The organism is Sorangium sp. So ce406 (genome assembly GCF_051474675.1).
Taxonomy (GTDB): domain Bacteria; phylum Myxococcota_A; class Polyangia; order Polyangiales; family Polyangiaceae; genus Sorangium; species Sorangium cellulosum_G.
In genome coordinates this window covers 7,521,859-7,540,771 of record NZ_CP150340.1, presented here as the reverse complement: position 1 = coordinate 7,540,771, position 18,913 = coordinate 7,521,859, and the positions used below count along the sequence as shown (strand labels likewise).

General features: G+C 72.6%; 13 protein-coding genes. 4 read left to right on the top strand and 9 right to left on the bottom strand.

The genetic code is table 11. The features are described from left to right. Window positions 1-403: 403 nt before the first annotated feature. Window positions 404-2,254 (top strand): ABC transporter ATP-binding protein, encoded by a 1,851-nt coding sequence (locus WME96_RS27870; protein ID WP_437284621.1) that lies wholly within the window; start codon window positions 404-406, stop codon window positions 2,252-2,254. Here WME96_RS27870 and WME96_RS27865 read toward each other — a convergent pair. The 6 genes from WME96_RS27865 to ptsP all read right to left on the bottom strand — a co-directional run bounded on the left by WME96_RS27865 (window position 2,203) and on the right by ptsP (window position 12,731). Next, a complete protein-coding gene (locus WME96_RS27865; protein ID WP_437284620.1) occupies window positions 2,203-3,357 on the bottom strand; it encodes a hypothetical protein in 1,155 nt (384 codons plus the stop codon). The genes WME96_RS27870 and WME96_RS27865 overlap by 52 nt on opposite strands. 13 nt (window positions 3,358-3,370) lie before the next feature. Then, window positions 3,371-6,181, bottom strand: a complete 2,811-nt coding sequence (locus WME96_RS27860; protein WP_437284619.1) for a family 20 glycosylhydrolase — start codon at window positions 6,179-6,181, stop codon at window positions 3,371-3,373. Window positions 6,182-6,190: 9 nt separating this feature from the next. Beyond that, window positions 6,191-7,201, bottom strand: a complete 1,011-nt coding sequence (locus tag WME96_RS27855) for an SIS domain-containing protein (RefSeq protein WP_437292370.1) — start codon at window positions 7,199-7,201, stop codon at window positions 6,191-6,193. 16 nt (window positions 7,202-7,217) lie between these two features. Continuing rightward, the gene (gene nagA, locus WME96_RS27850) at window positions 7,218-8,309 is read right to left on the bottom strand and encodes an N-acetylglucosamine-6-phosphate deacetylase (RefSeq protein WP_437284618.1); all 1,092 of its coding nucleotides are present in this window, start codon (window positions 8,307-8,309) and stop codon (window positions 7,218-7,220) included. Window positions 8,310-8,313: 4 nt separating this feature from the next. Beyond that, window positions 8,314-10,047 carry an N-acetylglucosamine-specific PTS transporter subunit IIBC gene (gene nagE, locus WME96_RS27845; RefSeq protein WP_437284617.1) on the bottom strand — a complete coding sequence of 578 codons (1,734 nt, stop codon included), beginning with the start codon at window positions 10,045-10,047 and terminating at the stop codon, window positions 8,314-8,316. 92 nt (window positions 10,048-10,139) lie between these two features. Further along, entirely contained in the window at window positions 10,140-12,731 is a 2,592-nt protein-coding gene (ptsP, locus tag WME96_RS27840) for a phosphoenolpyruvate--protein phosphotransferase (protein ID WP_437284616.1), read from the bottom strand. A 437-nt stretch (window positions 12,732-13,168) separates the two neighbouring features. On the opposite strand from ptsP, the gene WME96_RS27835 reads away from it, so the two are divergent. Further along, the gene (locus tag WME96_RS27835; RefSeq protein WP_437284615.1) at window positions 13,169-14,788 is read left to right on the top strand and encodes a glycosyl hydrolase family 18 protein; all 1,620 of its coding nucleotides are present in this window, start codon (window positions 13,169-13,171) and stop codon (window positions 14,786-14,788) included. Between the two features lie 516 nt (window positions 14,789-15,304). Continuing rightward, complete coding sequence (locus WME96_RS27830) at window positions 15,305-15,679, top strand: nuclear transport factor 2 family protein (protein ID WP_437284614.1); 375 nt, start codon at window positions 15,305-15,307, stop codon at window positions 15,677-15,679. A 108-nt stretch (window positions 15,680-15,787) separates the two neighbouring features. On the opposite strand, the gene WME96_RS27825 is transcribed toward WME96_RS27830, so the two are convergent. Together WME96_RS27825 and WME96_RS27820 are read right to left on the bottom strand one after the other, a co-directional pair. Beyond that, window positions 15,788-16,291: an anthrone oxygenase family protein gene (locus WME96_RS27825; protein ID WP_437284613.1), complete on the bottom strand. Its 504-nt coding sequence runs from the start codon at window positions 16,289-16,291 to the stop codon at window positions 15,788-15,790. A gap of 166 nt (window positions 16,292-16,457) precedes the next feature. Beyond that, entirely contained in the window at window positions 16,458-16,835 is a 378-nt protein-coding gene (locus tag WME96_RS27820) for a DUF1428 domain-containing protein (protein ID WP_437284612.1), read from the bottom strand. Window positions 16,836-17,049: 214 nt separating this feature from the next. Here WME96_RS27820 and WME96_RS27815 point away from each other — a divergent pair, with 214 nt between their 5' ends. Continuing rightward, window positions 17,050-17,994: a hypothetical protein gene (locus tag WME96_RS27815; protein WP_437284611.1), complete on the top strand. Its 945-nt coding sequence runs from the start codon at window positions 17,050-17,052 to the stop codon at window positions 17,992-17,994. A gap of 236 nt (window positions 17,995-18,230) precedes the next feature. Here WME96_RS27815 and WME96_RS27810 read toward each other — a convergent pair whose 3' ends face one another. Further along, the gene (locus WME96_RS27810; RefSeq protein ID WP_437284610.1) at window positions 18,231-18,818 is read right to left on the bottom strand and encodes a Uma2 family endonuclease; all 588 of its coding nucleotides are present in this window, start codon (window positions 18,816-18,818) and stop codon (window positions 18,231-18,233) included. Window positions 18,819-18,913: the final 95 nt, after the last annotated feature.

The window sequence follows — 18,913 nt, the reverse complement described above, 5'->3', positions numbered from 1 at the left end:
GTCCATCGAAGCGCGCGACTCACCGCGCGCCTCGCTCGGGGCGTTTGCAACCGCTGGACCAGGCGTGGAGAGGGCGCTCCGCATCACGGCGCGTCGTTGCGCGGCCCAGGTGAAACCGCTGCAGCGTGGCCCTCGGATCCTCGCCAGGCCGTCAGCGCTCATCGCCGCGGCGCGGTGTCACGCGCCGGGGCGCTGTCACGGGGCCGTGTCAGGTGAGCTGTAACCGGCGCGTGTCACCTGTCATGCGCCCGTACCAGCGGGTCGGGGCGCGGCCTGCCTCACTGCGCCTGAGAGGGGACCCTCGCCGCGGGATCCAGGGCGCCGACGACAGGACACCGGCCGTCCGACGTGCGCTGTCCGCGAAGCGCCCGCGCGCACGGCGATTGCTACGTTCGCGCTCGTCATGCAGAGTCCTGTCAAGGGGCGCCCCGGCCCGACGCACCTCCGACGCCTCCTCCTCCTCGCCCGCCCCGAGCTCGGCGACCTCGCGCTCGGCGCCCTGTTCCTGGGCGTCGGGAGCGCGATGGGCCTCCTGCTCCCCCAGGCGATCCGCGTGATCCTCGACGACGCCCTCAAGCCGGGCAGCAGCGTCGAGGCGGTCGACCGCGCGGCCCTCTGGCTCGTGGTCCTCGTCGCGATCCAGACCGCGGCCGCCGCCCTGCACCACGTCCTCTTCTCGACGGCAGGCGAGCGCATCGTCGCCCGGCTGCGGGCGCAGCTCTTCGCGCACTTCCTCCGGCAGGAGGTGGCGTTCTTCGACGATCACAGGACAGGCGAGCTCACGAGCCGCCTCGCGTCGGACACGATGGTCCTCCAGGGCGCGGTCAGCGTGAACGTCTCGATGGCGGTTCGGTGCGCCGCGTCCGTGATCGGCGGCGCCGCATTCCTCCTGATCACGTCCCCGCGGCTCACCCTCCTCATGCTCACCGTGGTGCCGCTCGTGGCGCTCGGCTCGGTATCCTATGGGCGCCACGTCCGCGAGCTCTCCCGCGCCGTCCAGGACTCCCTCGCTCGGGCCAGCGAGGCCGCGGAGGAGGCGCTCTCCGGCATCCGCACCGTCCGCGCCTTCGCGGCCGAGCGGCGCGAGGTGGATCGCTACGCCGGCCGCATCGGCGCGTCGCTCGAGGTCGCCCGGGCGCGGATCCGCGCCTCGGCGGGCTTCATGGGCCTCGTGACGTTCGCCGGCTACGCCGCCGCGGCGCTCGTGCTCTGGTACGGCGGTCACCTCGTGGTCGACGGGCGTTTGACGCTCGGCGGGCTCACCTCGTTTCTCGTCTACACCGTCCTCGTCGCCTTCGCGCTCGGCGGCCTGAGCGACCTCTGGGCCCAGCTCATGAAGGCCGCGGGCGCCGCCGAGCGCATCTTCGACCTCCTCGATCGCGAGCCGGCCATGGCGGACGCGGGCGGCGTCGAGCCGCTCGCCGTCGAGGGGCGCCTGGAGCTCCAGCGCGTGCGCTTCAGCTACCCGAGCCGCAGGGACGCGCCGGTGCTCAAGGACATCGACCTCTCCGCGCGGCCAGGGGAGGTCATCGCCCTCGTCGGGCCGTCCGGCGCGGGCAAATCGACGATCGCCGCGCTGCTCCTGCGGTTCTATGACCCGGACGAGGGCCGTATCCTCCTCGACGGGCGCGACCTCCGCGAGCTCTCGCCGGCGTGGCTCCGCCGGCAGATCGGGCTCGTCGCGCAGGAGCCGTTGCTCTTCGCCGCGAGCATCGCCGACAACATCCGTTATGGCCGAGAGGGCGCCTCGGACGAGCAGGTCGAGGCGGCCGCGCGCGCGGCGAACGCCCACGATTTCATCGCGCGGTTCCCGGCGGGGTACCGGACGCTCGTCGGCGAGCGCGGGGTGCAGCTCTCCGGCGGGCAGAAGCAGCGCGTGGCCATCGCCCGCGCCATGCTCAAGGACCCCCGGATCCTCGTGCTCGACGAGGCGACGAGCGCGCTCGACGCCGAGAGCGAGCACCTCGTGCAGGGGGCGCTCGACGCGCTGATGAAGGGGCGCACGACGCTGATCATCGCTCACCGCCTCTCCACGGTGATGGGCGCCGATCGGGTGCTGGTCATCGATGGAGGCACGATCGTGCAGAGCGGCGCGCACGCGGCGCTCCTCGCCGAGGAGGGGCTCTACCGCCGGCTGGTCACGCGGCAGCTCGCCGGCGGCGACGGCTCAGCGCCGCGCCCTCGTCCGCTGGCGACGCCCGCTCACCGCGGCGCGCGCACCACGCGGCCGCCGCCGGCCTCGTCGACCGCGTAGACGCACGCGCCCTGCACCGCCACGGCCGAGGGGCGCGTGAGGCCCTCGGCCAGCACCTCGGGGTAGCCGGGGCACCCGGCGGTCGGACAGCGCATGAGCGTGCCCCCGCCGCGGTTCACCCAGTATGCGTCCGCGCCGTCGACCGCGATCGCCGCGGGCTCGTGCAGCGGCCGCGCCGGCTCGGTCTGCGGCGCGAGCGACTCCGCGGCGCACGACGCCGCGAGGTCGCAGCGGGAGACGCCGCCCGCCGCGCCGGCCGGGTCGACCCAGGTCCAGACCACCTCGCCGGCGCCGAGCGCGACGCGGTCCGGGTAGTCGAGCAGCACCGCGATCTGCGTGGCCATGACCGGCGACGTGGCGGTCTTGTCCAGGCGCAGCACCTTGCCGAACGCGGCGCCTTCGCCGTGCTGGACCCAGACGACGTCGCCCGCGTCGCCCGGGGCGACCGCCACCCCGCGCGGGTGGGACTGGCTCGGCGCGAGCAGCTCCGGCGCCGCGCCGCAGCCCTCCGCGACGGGGCAGCGCAGCAGCTCGCCGGCGGTGCCGCTCTCCTCGTCGCGCGTCCAGTACACGTGCCGGCCGTCCGTCGCCAGGCCGCGCACGGCCTCGGCGTCGGCAGGACCGAAGGCGAGGAGCGAGGTCGCGCCGGCCGGGCAGCCGTCGGCCGGGCACCACCAGAGCCCGTCGTCGGCGACCCAGACGACGAGCCCCTCGGCGGCCGCGAGCAGGCCCGGCCGCGGGGTGAACGGCACGAGGTCCTCCACCGCGTCGGTCGCGGGATCGAGGCGGCGGACGCGATCGGCCGCGCGGCTGGTCCACACCACGTGGGGCCCCACGGCGGCGATCGCGGCTGGCGTGCCGGCCGCCTCGGGCCCTGCGACGACGCACTGGACGCTGCAATCCCCGGGAGCGCAGCCCTCCGGGTCGCCGGGGGCGGGGCTGCCCGTGCCTGTGGTGCCTGTGCCCGAGCTCGCGCCGGAGCCGTCCTCGGCCCCGCCGCTCAGGCCGTCGAGATCGATGTAACAGCCAGGCAAGCCGGGGAGCAGCGCGAGGACGGCCACGAAGGCCCTCCGCCGCGCCGCGATCCTCGACCAGCCCCTCACCGCGACCAGCCCCTCACCGCGCCGCCCGTCGTTCGCCCGAGGCGCCCGACGCGCCCGACGCGCCCGGATCGAGCACCGAGGTGCGGCTGCCGCGGCCGCGCGTGTCGAACGTCCTGAGCTTCACGACGCCGCTCACCGCCACCGGGCCGCTGTAGACCGGCGATTCGGCGCCGGGCTCGGCGCCGTCGGTCGTGTAGCGGATCTGCAGCCCGGGGAACGCGACGTTCGCCATGAGCTGGCCGCCCTCGATGCGCGCGCCCGGCAGCGGAAGCCGGTAGTCCACGCCGCCGCTCAGGCGGTCGAGCCGCGGGAGCTCGCGTTGCCCGAGGCTGTTGGCGAAGCGATTCCACGCCTCGGCGAGCAGGCCCGCGCGCGCCTGGGCGTCGTCCTCCGCCGCCCACGCCGGGTCGGGCGCCCAGGCCCGCTCCGCGAGGCTGACCAGCTTCGGGAAGATCAGGTATTCCATCGCTCGCTGCCCCTTGGCGTTCTCGCCCCAGAGCTGCCCCTGGATGCCGAGGATGTTCGCCCGGCCGGCGTCGGTCAACCGGACGTGATCCCGGAACACCTCGGCCTGATCGATCGGGTTGCCCATGCGATCGGCGTGGGCGCTCCGGTAGACGTCGAGCGGCACGAACTCGTAGGGCTGCCGCGTGTCCACGAACCCGGCCCAGTAATAGCCGGGCTCCGCAGGATCCTTGTCGTAGGCGAGGTCGAAATACAGGTTGGTGGCGTTGGAGAGGACCACCGGATAACCCGCGTTGGCGAGCTTGTAGCCGTTGTCCTCGTCGCCCCAGCCCCAGACGTTGTTCCACGCGTACGGCCTGAAATTGCTGCTCACGAACTCGGGGTTGGCCTCCTTGTCGACGCCGTCGCCCTCCTGCACCTTCATGAGGCCGATCTCCTCCCAGCCCCCGGTGACAAGGCCGTGGGAGGCCACGATCGCGCCGATCTTGCGGAGGAAATGGCTCGCCAGGTCCTCCGCCGAGTCGACGCCCGACGCTTGACCGAGGAGCGCCTCGCACGCGGGGGACTGCTCCCAGACGCCTTCCGGCACCTCGTCGCCGCCCGTGTGAAAGGTGGTGAGCGTCGCGCCGGCCTCGGCGTACATCGCGACGATGTCGCCCACGACCTTCTCGACGAACCTGTACGTGGACTCCCGGCAAGGGTTCATCACGTTGTCGTGCCACATCTGCACGGACATGTACTGAGAGGCGTCGTCGAGATCGCTGAGCAGGTACTCCTCGGCTCCCTCCTGGTCGCCCTCGGCCGCGAGCCTCGCGTGGCGCGCCTCCATCGCCTTGACCGCCGCGCGGGCGTGGCCCGGCATGTCGATCGCGGGGATCACCTCGATGTGGCGCGCCCTTGCATGGCGAAGGATCTCGACGAACTCGGCGCGGGTGTAATGGCCGCTGCCGCTCGATTTCGGCGATTCCGGATCAGGGCCGGAGCCGAACGAGGGGACGATCTGGTCGCGGTCGTCCAGCGTGTGGCCGCGCCGGGCGCCTACCTCGGTGAGCTCGGGGAGGCCGCTCACCTCGATGCGGAACCCTTCGTCGTCGGTGAGGTGGAAATGGAACCGGTTCAGCTTGTAGAAGGCCATGAGGTCGAGCAGCTTCAGCACGGCCTCCTTGCGCTGGAAGTTGCGCGCGACGTCGAGGTGCATGCCGCGGTACGCGAAGCGCGGGGCGTCCTCCACCGTCACCGCGTCGATCGCGATCTCGGGCTGGGCGGCCCGGTACGCCTCCACGGGCGCGAGGGCGCGCAGGCTCTGGATCCCGTAGAAGACCCCGGCCGCGTCGCTGCCCACGATCGCGATGCCCTCCTCGGTCACCGTGAGACGATAGGCCTCGTCGCCCGCCTGCCGCGGCCGGCCGCCGACGTCGATCGCGCCCGTCGTCAGCGAGATCGCCGCCGTCCCGGCGGGCGGCGCGCCCTCGCGGACCTCCGGCGCGTCGCCGAGCAGCGTCCCCAGCGCCTCCGCCAGGAAGGCCGCCTCGGCCTGGAGCCCGGCAGCGTGGTAGATGGGCACCGCGGACGACAACACGAGCGCTCCGGCGCCTGCCTCGAGGTGCACGGGCGAGGGGACGATCCTGTCCACCTCGGCCGCCGGGAGCAGGCGGACAGCCTGGTTCTCGTCATAACGAGACTCCGCCGTCGGGACGGGCGTGATGTCGCCGGGGAACCTGTCGGTCTGCTTCTCCTCCACGAACGGCGCGACGGTCTCGGAGCCGACCGGCTCCGGCGTGGAGGCCACGCCCGCTTCGTCCGTGAACACGAAATAGAAGCCCGCGGGCGCGTCTGTCTCCTTGATGGCCCAGAACGATGCGTCGAAGGGGATGACCGCGCTCTCGCCCGGCGGCACCGGCTGGAATGCCTGGGTGGGCTCCATCTTGAAGAAGTCGCCGTTGATGTGGGTGACCTTCACCCCCGCTGGCAGGCTCTCGGGCACGATGGTGCGGACGAAGTTGAAACAGAGCGTCCAGCCGCTGCTCCCGAGCGCGACCGATCCATGGTTGGTGATCGTCAGCGCCGAGCCGAAGCTCACGGCGGGGTTCTTGGTGTTGTCCAGCACCTCCCAGCGCACGGCGATGTCGGCGCCGGACGGGCGCTGCTGCGCCGAGTCGCCGCCCGCGCCGGTACCCGGTTCGCCGCCGGCGCCGCCGTCGCCACCGACGCCGGTGCCGCCACCGCCGTCGCCGCCGTCACCGCCCGTGCTGGTGCTCATCGTGGTGCTCCCCGTGGACGAGGGGGTCTCGTCGTCGGCGCACCCTGACATGAACAGGGCCGCGGCGAGCAGCCCAAAGTGGAAAACAGGCCTTCGCATGGCGCACTCCTACAGTGTTTTCGTGACCTTCTTCAGCCGTCTCGGCGCGTCGGGGTCCAGCCCTCTGGCCTCGGCCAGGGCCGCGGCCGCGAGATAGAACGCCTGGACCTGACAGAGCGGGTCGAGCAGCTCGTGCGGCGACTCGGGCACCGCGAGATTCACCCCCGGCAGCCCGGCAGGGCCCACCAGGATCACCTTCGCGCCCTGCCCCCGGAAGTCCTCCGCCACGCGGACGAGGCCCGCCTGGGCCGGGCCGCGCGGGGCGAAGATCAGGAGGGGAAACCGCTCGTCGATGAGGGCCATCGGCCCGTGCTGCACCTCGGCGACCGTGAACGCCTCGGCGTGGACACCGCACGTCTCCTTGAACTTGAGCGCCGCCTCCAGCGCGATGGAGAAGCCCGGGCCGCGCCCGAGCACGAGCAGGCGCTCCTCGCCGGCCAGCGCGCCCACGAGCGGGCCGACGTCGACCGCGCTCGCGGCGGAGAGGGCGTCCGGCAGCGCGCGCAGCGCGTCGAGCAGGGCGGCGTCCTCCTTCCAGCACGCCACCAGCCGGGCCATGGCGCTCAGGCTGGCGATGAAGCTCTTCGTGGCGGCGACGCTGCGCTCGGGGCCGGCGCGCAGGGGGAGCGTCGACGCGGCCACCTGGGTGAGGGGCGAGCCGAGCTGGTTCACGAGGGCCGCCGTCACCGCGCCCGCGGCGCCGCAGGCCTCCAGCGTGTTCACCACGTCAGGGCTCTGCCCCGACTGCGACACTGCGACCGCCAGGGCGCCCGGGAGCCGCAGCGGCGCGCGGTAGAGCGTCACCACCGAGGGCGGCAGGCTCGCGACAGGGCAGCCGAGCTGCGTCATCGCGAGGTAGGCGAGGTAGCCCGCGGCGTGATCCGAGCTGCCGCGCGCGATCGTGACCACCGACGGCGGCGGCGCCGCGCGCAGGCGGGCGCCGAGCGCGCGGTAGGCAGGCTCGTCCTGGGTGAGCTGCTGCGCCACGACCGCCGGGGCGGAGCGGGCCTCCTCGGCCATGATCGAGCTCGTCCGGCTACTCAAGGGGCTCTCCTTCCACGAGGACCCGCCGCAGGGCGAGATCGTCGTCCACGACCAGCAGATCGGCGAAGCAGCCCGGCGCGACGCGCCCGCGGTCCGCGAGGTCGAGGTGCTCGGCCGGGAACTGGCTGCAGCGGCGCGACGCCTCGGCCACGGAGAGCCCGAGGCCGACAAGGTTCTTGAAGGCCTGGTGCATCGTCAGGCAGCTCCCTGCCAGCGTCCCGTCGGGGAGCCGCACGCTGTTCTGGCACTTCGTGACCGCGTGCGCGCCGAGCTGGTACGGCCCGTCCGGCATCCCCGACGCCGCGGTGCCGTCGGTCACGGCGTAGAGCCTCGGGATGCAGCGCAGGGCGGCCCGGATGGCGCCCGGGTGGACGTGGACGAGGTCCGGGATCAGCTCGGCGAAGTCGCCGTGGGCGAGGGCAGCCCCCACCGCGCCGGGCTCGCGGTGGTGTAGCCCGTTCATCGCGTTGAAGAGGTGGGTGAAGCCGCTCGCCCCCGCCGCGAGGGCCGCCGCGACGTCGTCGTAGCTCGACAGCGTGTGCCCGACCTGGACCCGTATCCCGAGGCGTGACAGCTCGCGGATGAGCTCCAGGTGGCCGGGGAGCTCCGGCGCGAGGGTGAGCACGCGGATCGGGGCGATGGCGTGGAGCGCGCGCGCGGCGTCGATGTCGCCGCTCGCCACGCACGGGGGCTGCGCGCCCAGCCGACCCGGGTTGAGGAACGGGCCCTCGAGGTGCACGCCGAGGACGCGCGCCTCGCCGCGGCGGCGCGCGTCCATGGCGGCCCGGATCGCGCGCAGGGCGAGGGCGATCTCCGGCATGGGGGCCGTCATCGTGGTGGCGAGCAGGCTCGTGGTCCCTGTCGCCGCGTGCGCGCGGGCCATCGCCCGGGGCGCGTCGCCGCCCTCCATGACGTCCCGTCCGCCGCCGCCGTGGACGTGCAGATCGATGAAGCCGGGCAGGATCCAGGGCCCTCCGGCAGGCCCGGAGATCGGCGCGCCCTCGACCTCCTCGACCCGCGCGCCGAAGCGCACGCGCCCGCGGAGCCAGCCGTCCGGCGTGAGGATGTTGCCCTCCAGATCCACGGCATCACCCCTTGAGCTTCTGCTCGAGCGCGGCGGCGTAGCGCGGCGCCTCGGGGCCGACCAGCAGGTGGACGACCCGGTCCGGGAGGCGCATCACGCCCTTCACGCTCGCGGCCTCGAGCGCCGCCTCGTCGACCGAGGCGTCGTCGGCGAGCTCGACGCGCACGCGCCCGCTCGAGAATCCCTCCACGGACACGACGTTGGCGGCGCCGCCGAGCGCCGCGAGCCAGCGCTCGACCCGCGCCGAGAGCGCGGCCGACGCGCCCTCGCGCGCGGCGCTCGCCGCCTTGCGCACGCCGGACGCGGCCGTCGCCGCCGATGCGGCCGGCGCGGCCGGCGCGTCGGCCCGGAGCTCCCGCATCTCCCGCGCGACCGACTCGGCCATCGGGCCGAGGATCACCTGCAGGCCGTCCGTGCCCGGGCGCACGACGCCCTTCGCGCCGAGCGCCTTCAGGTCCGCGTCCTTCACGAGATCGCGGTCGACCATGACCAGGCGCAGGCGGGTGATGCACGCGTCGAGCTCGCGGATGTTCGCGTGGCCCCCCAGCGCCCGCAGGAGCTGCCCGGCGAGCCCGCCGTCGGCCTCGGCCTCCGCGCGGGGCCCGCCTCCGGGCGCCGGCGCGGCGACCGTCGCCGCCGCCTCGCGGCCCGGCGTGGCCAGGTTGAACCGCTCGATGCAGACGACGAAGAGCCCGTAATAGACGACCGCGTAGGCGAGGCCGACCGGCACGATCATCCAGCCCTTGGTCGAGAGGCCGTAGTTGAGCGCGTAGTCGATGAACCCGGCGGAGAAGCTGAACCCGTGCTTGACGCCGAGCACGTCGAGCAGCGCCAGCGAGATCCCGGTCAGCACGGCGTGGACCGCGTAGAGCGCGGGGGCGAGGAACATGAACGCGAACTCGATGGGCTCGGTGATGCCCGTCAAGAAGGCGGTCAGCGCGGCCGAGAACATCACGCCGAAGGTGGCCTTGCGGTTCTCCGGGCGCGCGGTGCGGTAGATCGCCAGGCACGCCGCCGGCAGGCCGAACATCATCACCGGGTAGAAGCCGGCCATGAACGCGCCCGCCGAGGGATCGCCGGCGAAATAGCGGTTCAGATCGCCGGTCACCACGCCCTTCGCGCCCTCGAACGAGCCGACGACGAACCAGGCGAGGTTGTTGAGGATGTGGTGCAGCCCGGTCGGGATGAGCAGGCGGTTCAGGACGCCGAAGAAGAAGGCGCCGACCGGCCCCGAGGCCACGATCCAGCCGCCGATCGCGTCGATGCCGGCCTGCACGGGCGGCCAGACGAAGCCGAGCACGAGCGCGAGGGCGAGGCTCGCGCCGCCGGTGACGATGGGCACGAAGCGGCTGCCGCCGAAGAAGCCGAGGAAGGCGGGTAGCTTCGTGTCGCGGAAGCGGTTGTACATCGCCCCCGCGAGGACGCCGGCGAGGATGCCGGCGAGGACGCCCATCTTGATCTTGTCGTCGATGGTCTTCACCCCGCCCGTGATCACCAGGTAGGCGATCATCCCGGAGAGCCCGGCCACGCCGTTCCGCTCGTGCGCGAGGCCGACGGCGATGCCCACGGCGAAGATCAGCGCCAGGTTGTCGAAGATCGCGCCGCCGGCCTGGGCGACGAACGCGACGTCGAGCACGTCGGGCTGCCCCAGCCGGAGCAGCAGGCCCGCGACCGGAAGCACCGCGATGGGCAGCATCAGCGCCTTGCCGATGCGCTGCAGCTCGTTGAACCCTCTCATTCGAAGCTCCTTCTCCCGTGGGCGGGGCGGCCCTCGCGTCGCGCCGGCGACGGCCCCCGGCCCGCATGCTGCGGCGGAATGACGGATGACGCTCAGCCGGGGCGCGCGCCCGGCGAGAGCAGCGCCCGCACCTCGGCGGCGGTCCCGAGATCGAGCGCGGCCTTCGCGATCTCCCGGCACCTCGCGGCGTCGAGCTCGCGGATCTTCGACTTCACCTCCGGCATCGCCTGGACGCTGACGCTGAGCTCCGTCACGCCGAGGCCGATCAGCACGGCCACGGCCTCGGGATCGCTCGCGACAGCGCCGCAGATCCCCACGTGGCGCTCGCGCCTCTGCGCGGCCTTCACGGTCGCGTCGATGAGCCGGAGCACCGCGGGGTGCAGCGCGTCCTGCCGGCCGGCGAGCCGCGGGTGGGTGCGGTCCATGGCCAGCGTGTACTGGGTGAGATCGTTCGTGCCGATCGAGAAGAAATCGACCTCCGCCGCGAACCGATCGGCCTGGATCGCGACCGACGGCACCTCGACCATCACGCCGAGCTCCACCGGGGGCGACCCGGCGCGCCGGCGCTCCTCCTCGAGCACCTGCTTCGCCTCCAGGAGCTCGTCGAGGCTCGAGACCATGGGCAGGAGGACGCGGTGCGCGCCCCGGGCCCGGGCCGCGAGGATCGCGCGGAGCTGGCTGCGCAGGATCGTCGGGTGGAGCGCGCCGATGCGCAGGCCGCGGATGCCGAGGAGCGGGTTGTCCTCGGCGGGCAGCGGCATGTACGAGAGCGGCTTGTCGCCGCCGACGTCGAGCGTGCGGATGGTGAGCGGGCGATCGCCCAGCGCGTCGGCGATCGCCTGGTACGCGGCGGTCTGGTCGGCCTCGGTCGGCGCGGTGGCGCGATCGAAGAACATCAGCTCGGTGCGCAGGAGGCCCACGCCCTCGGCCCCGAGCCGGACGGCCGTGCGCGCGTCGTCGGCGCTCGCGATGTTGGCGAGCACCGCGACGTGGACGCCGTCGCGGGTCACCGCGCGCTCCGCCGCGGCCGCCTCCTGCCGCGCGCGCAGGGCCCGGCGCGCCCCGAGCCGGTCGCGGTAGGTGTCGAGCTCGGCGTCGGTCGGGCGGAGCAGCAGCGCCGCCTCGTCGGCGTCGAGCGTGTCGAGCACGGCCGTCGCGCCCGCCTCGAGATCGAGCAGCGCCCCCGGGGCGCCGACGAGGTACGGCACGCCGAGCGAGCGCGCCAGGATCGCCGCGTGCGAGGTGGTGCCGCCGAGCACGCTGACGAGGCCGGCGACCCCCTGGTCCGCGAGCCGCACGACCTCGGAGGGCGTCAGGGTCTCCGCGACGACGACGCTGCCCGCCGGCGCGGCCTGCGCCTCGTCGCCGCCGGCGAGGTGCCGCAGCGCGCGGCCGCCCACGTCGCGCAGATCGTTGGCGCGCGCGGCGAGCAGGGGGTTCGACTGGCCCGCGAGCTCCCGGTACGACGACATCACCGCCTCGCGCCACGCGAACGCGGCCGACTTGCCCTCCACGATGGCGACCTCGGCGCGCGTGATCACGTCCGGATCGTCGAGCATCGTGAGGTGCGCGCTGAAGATCTCGGCCTGCTCGGCGCGCTTGCCCGACCCGGCGACGAGCTGCTTCAGCTCGAGCCGGGTGTGCGAGAGCGCCTTCTGCAGGCGCGCGAGCTCCGCCTCCGTGTCGGTCGCGTGCTCCTCGACCTCGACGGCGAGCGGGTCGATCTTGCAGACCGGGCCGATGGCGAGGCCGGGCGCGGCGCTCACGCCGTGGAAGCGCCGCGGGTCGTCGGTAGAGCGTGGCGCGCGCGGCGCGGGGGCAGGGGAGGCGGGGGCGGCGCGCTCGGGCGCGGTCGGGGCGGCGGAGAGGTCCTCGCCGAGCCCGCTGCGGACGAGCTCGACGAGGCGCGCCACGGCCCGGGCCGCCTCGCTGCCGCTCGCGACGATGCGCAGCTCGGCGCCCGGGCCCGCGCCCAGGTTCAGCAGCGCGACGACGCTCTTCGCGTTCGCGTTGCGGCCGGCGAGCTCCACGCTGATGGCGGCGGCGAACGACCTCGCCTCGCTGGCGAGCACCGCGGCCGGCCGCGCGTGCAGCCCGTGCGGGTTGGGCACCGCGACGACGGCGGACGTGACGCCGACCGTGGCCCGCGGCGGCGGCCTGGACGCGCCGGCCTCGCCCGCGCTCGACGCCCGCTGCGCGTCGTCCGCGGCCTTGCGCCGGGGCCCCACGCTCATGAGGCGGCTCGCGCCGGCCGTGGCCACGCCGCTCGCGCGCTCGACGATCGCGCTCGTCTCGCCGCTCAGGAGGATGATCTGCGTGAGCAGGCTGGGCGCGTTGCGGAGGATGTGATCGGCGTCGAACTCGAGGAGCGCCTGGCCCGCGGACACCCTGTCCCCTTGGCTCACCAGCGCCGTGAAGCCCTCGCCCTTCAGGCCGACGGTGTCGATCCCCACGTGGATCATGATCTCGACGCCGCCCGCGGCGCTCAGGGTGATCGCGTGCCGCGCCGCGTGGAGCTGGGTCACCGTCGCGTCGCAGGGGGCGAGCAACGTGCGGGTGGTCGGATCGATCGAGATGCCGTCGCCGACCACCTTGTCGGCGAAGACAGGGTCGGGGACCGACTCGATGGGCACGATGGGACCGGAGAGCGGTGCGAGGAGCGTCAGGAATTCGCCGGGGTGCATTTCGGCGGCGATCCTACCCCGATGCGCCTCGGTCGGTTCCTGGCTGGGGAGCACGATGGTTCCGTCCACGGATCCGCAGAAGAGCAAGCGTCGTGCCCCGGATCTCGATCGCGCGCCGCTGGCGGGATGACCGAGGAAGAGCGCTGAACCGGGCCGTCGCCGCGCGATCGTCGGGATCGCTGGGGGGCGATCCGGCGGCTCTCCCGCGATCGGGGCGATCGCACGGTGATCTCCGGGATCGCCCCCCTTGCTGGCCGGGGTGGCCGGGCGCGATCGCGGCGCGCCTCCTCATGGCGGCGCTCGAAACGGGGGTGCCGCGGGGCCGTGGCGCCGAGCGTCGGTGTCACCGCCAGGACCGGTACGCCAGTTGCTCATCACGTTTGCAACGTTTGCAACAACCGGAGACCGGGACACCGGCACACCCAAGGAGATCAGCCATGAAGCTTTCCTCGCTCACGACCCTGCCGATCTTTGCTGTCATGGCCCTGGCCGCCTGCGGCGGACTCGATGGCGGAGATGGCCTTGGCCCCGATGGAGCCGAGATCGACGCGACGGAGCAGGCCGCTACTGCCGCCTGGGCGCCGTACACCGCGTATGCGGTCAATTCCCAGGTGACCTACGGCGGTGTCACCTATAGCTGCATCCAGGCGCACACCTCTCTTCCGGGGTGGGAGCCGCCGATCGTCCCGGCGCTCTGGAAGGTGGTCAGTGGTGGCACCAGCACGAGCGCCAGCACGACCAGCGCTGGCGCTGGCGGCAGCGGCGGTTCGGGCGGCAGCGGCGGCTCGGGCGGCAGCGGCGGCTCGGGAGGCAGCGGCGGTTCGGGCGGCGGCGGCGGCGCGGGCGGCGGCGGCGGCGCGGGCGGCGGCGGCGGCGCGGGCGGCGGCGGCGGCTCGGGCGGCGGCGACAGCGGCGGCAAGAAGGTGATCGGCTACTTCGCGGAGTGGGGCGTCTACGGCCGCAACTACCACGTCAAGAACATCGACACGAGCGGGTCGGCCGCCAAGCTCACGCACATCAACTACGCGTTCGGCAACGTGGTGGGCAACCGCTGCCAGCTCGGCGACACCTACGCTGATTACGACAAGGCCTACAGCGCCGCCGACAGCGTCGACGGCGTCGCCGACACCTGGGACGCGGGCGCGCTCCGCGGCAGCTTCAACCAGCTGCGCAAGCTGAAGCGGAAGCACCCGCACCTCAAGGTGCTGATCTCGCTCGGCGGCTGGACCTGGTCGGCCGGCTTCTCCGACGCGGCCCTGCCCGCGAACCGCGCCGCGTTCGTCTCGTCCTGCGTCGATCTCTTCATCAAGGATCCCCGCTGGGCCGGCGTGTTCGACGGCATCGACATCGACTGGGAGTACCCGGCCGCCTGCGGCAGCACCTGCAACCAGCGCCCCGAGGACACCCAGAACTTCACGGCGCTGCTCGGCGAGTTCCGCAATCAGCTCAACGCGGTGCGCCCCGGGCTGCTGCTCACCATCGCGGCGCCCGCTGGCATCGACAAGATCGACAAGATCCAGGTCGGCGAGATCCACCGGCACCTCGATTTCATCAACCTGATGACGTACGACATGCACGGCGCCTGGGAGAGCACGACGAACTTCCATTCGCCGCTGTTCAACTCCGGCTCGAACCCCGCGAAGGCGCTGAAGTACAGCACCGATGAGGCGGTCGCGGCGTGGCTGAACGGCGGGACGCCGGCGAGCAAGCTGGTGGTCGGGGTGCCCTTCTACGGTCGCGGCTGGACCGGCGTCGCCAACGTGAACCAGGGCGTGTGGCAGTCGGCCGCCGGCGCGGCCCCGGGCACGTACGAGGCGGGCATCGAGGACTACAAGGTCCTGAAGGCCAAGGGCCACCCCGGCTTCACCCACCCGGACACGAAGGCTTTCTACACCTTCAACGGGACGGAGTTCTGGAGCTACGACAACCCGGCGTCGCTCGGGGTCAAGATGCGCTACATCAAGGACAAGGGGCTCGGCGGCGCGATGTTCTGGGAGCTGAGCGGCGACACCTCGAACGGCGAGCTCATCTCCGCGGTGAAGAGCGGCCTGCGCTGACGGCCGGCGCCGCGCCCGGCAGCGGGCCCGGCGCGCGCTGAAGCCAGCTCACCCCCGCCGGCGCGCCCTGCGCCGGCGGCCGGCGGGGAGCAAGCGACGATCTGCCGCTCGCCCGGAATTTAACGCCAAGGCGCGAAGGCGCAAAGACGCAAAAAGGCAAGGGAGAGGGTCAATCGCCTCTTCGTGGACGGTTTCGAGGAGCCCCGGACCTCCAAGGCTGCGATGCACCTCGATCGCCGCGTCGACGACGAGCTTGGTTATCTCATTCTCATTCATTTCTCCTCCGTGGTTTTGCGCCTTTGCGCCTTTGCGCCTTTGCGTTGAATTCTCCCTGCTCCGCAGGGTATGTGTCGTACGCTCCGGAACCTGCCGGAGCCCGACTGGCTCACCCACAAATTCTTCTGAGGAGGCACAAAGACGGGCTCATTCAACCAGCGCGTGCAGCATGGCTGTACGGTGAGACGGCCACCACGAGGAGATTGACTTCAGGATCGCGTTTGGATTTCCTGGCCCGCCATGGGAAGCATGGTCGAGGCCGCGGTGAAGACCTACATCGACGCGGCGAGCGAGCGGGATCCAGAAAAGCGGGCAGCGATGCTCGAGGCATGCTTTGCGGCGGACGGGCGCGTCGTTTCACGCAGTCGCGAGATCCGAGGGCGAGCAGCGGTCGCTGACGAGATCGCGAAGCTGCTTGCGGACCCGCTGCTGGTGCGCATCCGCATGCTCAGCGTCATCGAGACGGGGAACACCACATTTCGATTCCGCTCGGTCGTCGAGCGTCGTGATGGCAAGAATTTCGAGTTCTTCGACGCTGGTGAGGTAGACGCTACCGGCCAGATCTCGCTCCTGCTCACGTTCGCCGGCCCTCTACATGAAGCCGCTGACCCCTGACGACGGGTCGGCAGGAACGCTGCTGGCAGCCGTACCACGACGATTCATCCCACGTCGCGCTGAGTTGTTGATACAGTCTCACTTATCCCGCGGGCCGGTCGATCGGAGTCAGGGCGCTCCCGCGCTGCCTCGCAGCCAGAGCCCGACCGTCAGCGCGGCGGCGGCCAGGAGCGCGGCGGCGGTCCGCACGTGGTTCCCTGCGGTCCAGCTCGTGATGTAGTCCGCCCATAGCCTCGCGCTCTCGGCGCTCGCCGGGTCGACCGCGGCGAGCGCGTTGTTGCGCGGCACATGGAACGTGAGCGTCTCGATGAACGTGCCGCACACATAGAGCAGGCCGCCGGCGAGCGCCCAGCCGGCGCCTGGCTTCGCCCACGTCAGGAGCGCCGCGATCGCGAGGAGGACGCATATCGCGGCGGTCCCCGTGAACACGCCGAGGAAGACGGGGTTGAGCACCACGACGTTGATGGATTGCATCGCGGCGATGCCCTGCGCGGGCGGCAGGCGGGCCAGCGCGCCCATGACGAAAGTCGAGAAGGCGAAGAAGGTGCCGGCGATCAGGCCGCTGCCGAGCGCCGAGACGAGGGTCAACGTGAAGAAGATGCTGTCCGGCATGAATCCTCCCGCGCGAAGCTTTGGTGCCGTCGGACGCCAGGGGCCAGGCACGCGCTCTTACGCTCGCTCGCCGCGATGGTGACGCACGCCGCCGGGGCGGGGATCGCGCGGATCGGCGTACCGCGCGTGGGCGCCGGCTCTCCTTGCTGCAATCGCAATTGCCGCATCAGGGGACGGGACGCTGGCGATTCCCCTCGCCCGAGTCGAAGAGGACCGCGAACCCGCCCCAGATCATGCGCTTGCCGTCGAACGGCGCGTTGTCCATCTTCATGCGCGGGTCGTTCTGCATCTTCGCGTTCGCCTGGTCGCGCACCTCCTTCGATGGCCACTCGATCCAGGAGAACACGATGGTCTCACCGGGCTCGGCCTTCACTGCGCCCTTGAAGTCGGTGATCTTGCCGTCCGGGACATCATCGCCCCAGCACTCGACCACGCGCGTCGCGCCATACTCCCTGAAGAGATCGGCGGCCTGCGAGCAGACCTCGCGATAGGCTGCCTTGTTGCCCGCGGGGACCGGAACCACGAATCCGTCGATGTAGCTCATGGGCGCGATTATGCGGATTGGTCGCGAGCGACGTCAAGGAGGAGGCGCGGGGCCCCGCCGCTGGAACCTCGCCAACGCACGCGGGCACACGTCTACAGCCGCCCGCCCCCGAAGCTCCGCGAGCAGCACGGGCGCGCGCCAGGAACGATGGAAATCGCGCGTTGCAAAATGCAATGCGAGCATGGTTGTCTCTCTGTGCTAGCCGCTGCCGGGTATGCATTTCCGCTTCGATCAGCTCGGCAAGAACATCCTCCGTGATTTCTTCGGGCTCGTCGGCGCTGCCGAGACCGAGGTGGAGGTCCCGGCCGGCGATGCGCAGCGGATCGACGTCTGGCACGTCCCCGATCCCGCGCTGCTGGTGGCCCACCCGGAGATCGAGCCGGGGCTGTTGCGCGCGATGGCGGTCGAGCCCGGGATGGTGGAGGTCTTCAGTCAGGCCCTCGACGCGGCCGAGCTGCACGAGTGCCTGCGCAAGCGCTACCAGTGGCATCACACGCTCGAGCTGCGGGCGGAGCGGCGGCTGCCGCTTCCGGCCGCGTGGCTGCTGAGCGCCGGGCGGCCGGACAGCGTGCTGCGCGGCTTCGGGTTCGCGCCGGATGCTGCCGGCCGGGCGGGCCTGTACGCCCCGGCGGCGGAGTGGCGGGTGCAGGTCGTGGTGATCGGCGAGCTGCCGCGCGAGCGCGGCACGGTGCTGTTGCGCCTGCTCGGCGCGCCGCGGGTGCGCCGGATGGCGCTCCGGGACCTGACCGAGCTGCCGGGGGACGCGTGGGAGCGGCGGGTGGCGCTGCCGTGGCTGGTCCGGCTAAGCTTCGAGGTGCCGGCGGAGCTGCTTGCGGGGCTGCCGTCCGAGGAGAGGGATTTCATCATGGAAACCCGGGAGTGGTACGAGCAAACGCTGAAGCAAGCGGAGGAACGCGGGATCGAGCGCGGGATCGAGCGTGGAATCGAGCGCGGGATCGAGCGCGGGATCGAGCGCGGGCAGCTCCGGATGACGGCTCGGCTGTGCGCGCTGCGCCTCGGGCGGCCGCTCGCCGAGGCGGAGCAGGCGGCGCTCGCGGCGCTGCTGGATCGGCTCGGGGAGGAGAGGGTGGGTGAGGCGGTGCTCTCCTTCTCCGCCGAAGCCCTGGCTGCGTGGCTGGCGAATCCGAACGCGCGATGAGTAGCGCGCGCGACGCTCGCTTCGATCGTCGCGTCAGGACCGCCGACGCGCAGACCCGGAGGGACTGCACGCCGCGGCGGCGGAGCGGGAGGCGGCGGAGCGGGAGATAGAGAGCGTCGTGCACTTCCCGGCACTCGCTCGGGCCTCGCGCGCGCCGCGAGCCCGAAGGGACCACCTGGGAGGCGCTCCGGGGCCAGCCCTCGTGCGCGTGGAGGCCTGTCGAGCGCGAGGTGGCCTCAGCGTCCCGTGCTGGCGGCCTCGAGCACGCCCCGGTACACCTCGTCCACGGCGATGTCGCACCCCACCGACGACAGCGCAGCGCGATCGCCGGGGCCGTAGACCCGGAGCACCCAGCTCCCGTCGGCCTGGCGCGCGAAGACCTCGACGCGAGGCGCCTTCTGCGACGCCAGGACGACCTCCCGGATCGACGCCACGGTCTGGTAATGCGCAAACCTGTCGCCGCGATCGTACGCCTCGCTCGAATCGGAGAGCACCTCGAGCACGAGGACCGGGTTCAGGAGCGTGTCGCGCCGCTCATCCTCGAACTCGGGGCGGCCGCAGACGATCGAGCCGTCCGGGTAGACGTAGCGATCCGCGGAGGGGATCTTGATGCGCATGTCGGAGTTCAGCGCCATGCACCCGCGCTCGCCGAGCGCGTTGCCGAGCAGCCGGCCGATGTTCGCGGCGATGGCGCTGTGCTCGAACGTGCCGCCGGACATCGCGAAGAGCTCGCCGCCAGCGTACTCGTGCCTCACCTCCGATGCGCGCTCGAGCTCGAGATACTCCCCTGGCGAGAGCTTCCGTCGCGGTGCCGCCACGCCCATGCGCGACAGTGTCGCGCGCCGGGCTGGAGATGTCCACGCGCAGGCAGGCGAGGTGCCGCGAGCGCGCGTGGCGCGCCCGCGTCGGGGGCGCACGG

Coding starts and splice junctions, on each gene's coding strand:
- WME96_RS27870 (WP_437284621.1), top strand. CDS start 404: ATGCAGAGTCCTGTCAAGGGGCGCCCCGGCCCGACGCACCTCCGACGC.
- WME96_RS27860 (WP_437284619.1), bottom strand. CDS start 6,181: ATGCGAAGGCCTGTTTTCCACTTTGGGCTGCTCGCCGCGGCCCTGTTC.
- WME96_RS27855 (WP_437292370.1), bottom strand. CDS start 7,201: ATGGCCGAGGAGGCCCGCTCCGCCCCGGCGGTCGTGGCGCAGCAGCTC.
- nagE (WP_437284617.1), bottom strand. CDS start 10,047: ATGAGAGGGTTCAACGAGCTGCAGCGCATCGGCAAGGCGCTGATGCTG.
- ptsP (WP_437284616.1), bottom strand. CDS start 12,731: ATGCACCCCGGCGAATTCCTGACGCTCCTCGCACCGCTCTCCGGTCCC.
- WME96_RS27835 (WP_437284615.1), top strand. CDS start 13,169: ATGAAGCTTTCCTCGCTCACGACCCTGCCGATCTTTGCTGTCATGGCC.
- WME96_RS27830 (WP_437284614.1), top strand. CDS start 15,305: ATGGGAAGCATGGTCGAGGCCGCGGTGAAGACCTACATCGACGCGGCG.
- WME96_RS27825 (WP_437284613.1), bottom strand. CDS start 16,291: ATGCCGGACAGCATCTTCTTCACGTTGACCCTCGTCTCGGCGCTCGGC.
- WME96_RS27820 (WP_437284612.1), bottom strand. CDS start 16,835: ATGAGCTACATCGACGGATTCGTGGTTCCGGTCCCCGCGGGCAACAAG.
- WME96_RS27815 (WP_437284611.1), top strand. CDS start 17,050: ATGCATTTCCGCTTCGATCAGCTCGGCAAGAACATCCTCCGTGATTTC.
- WME96_RS27810 (WP_437284610.1), bottom strand. CDS start 18,818: ATGGGCGTGGCGGCACCGCGACGGAAGCTCTCGCCAGGGGAGTATCTC.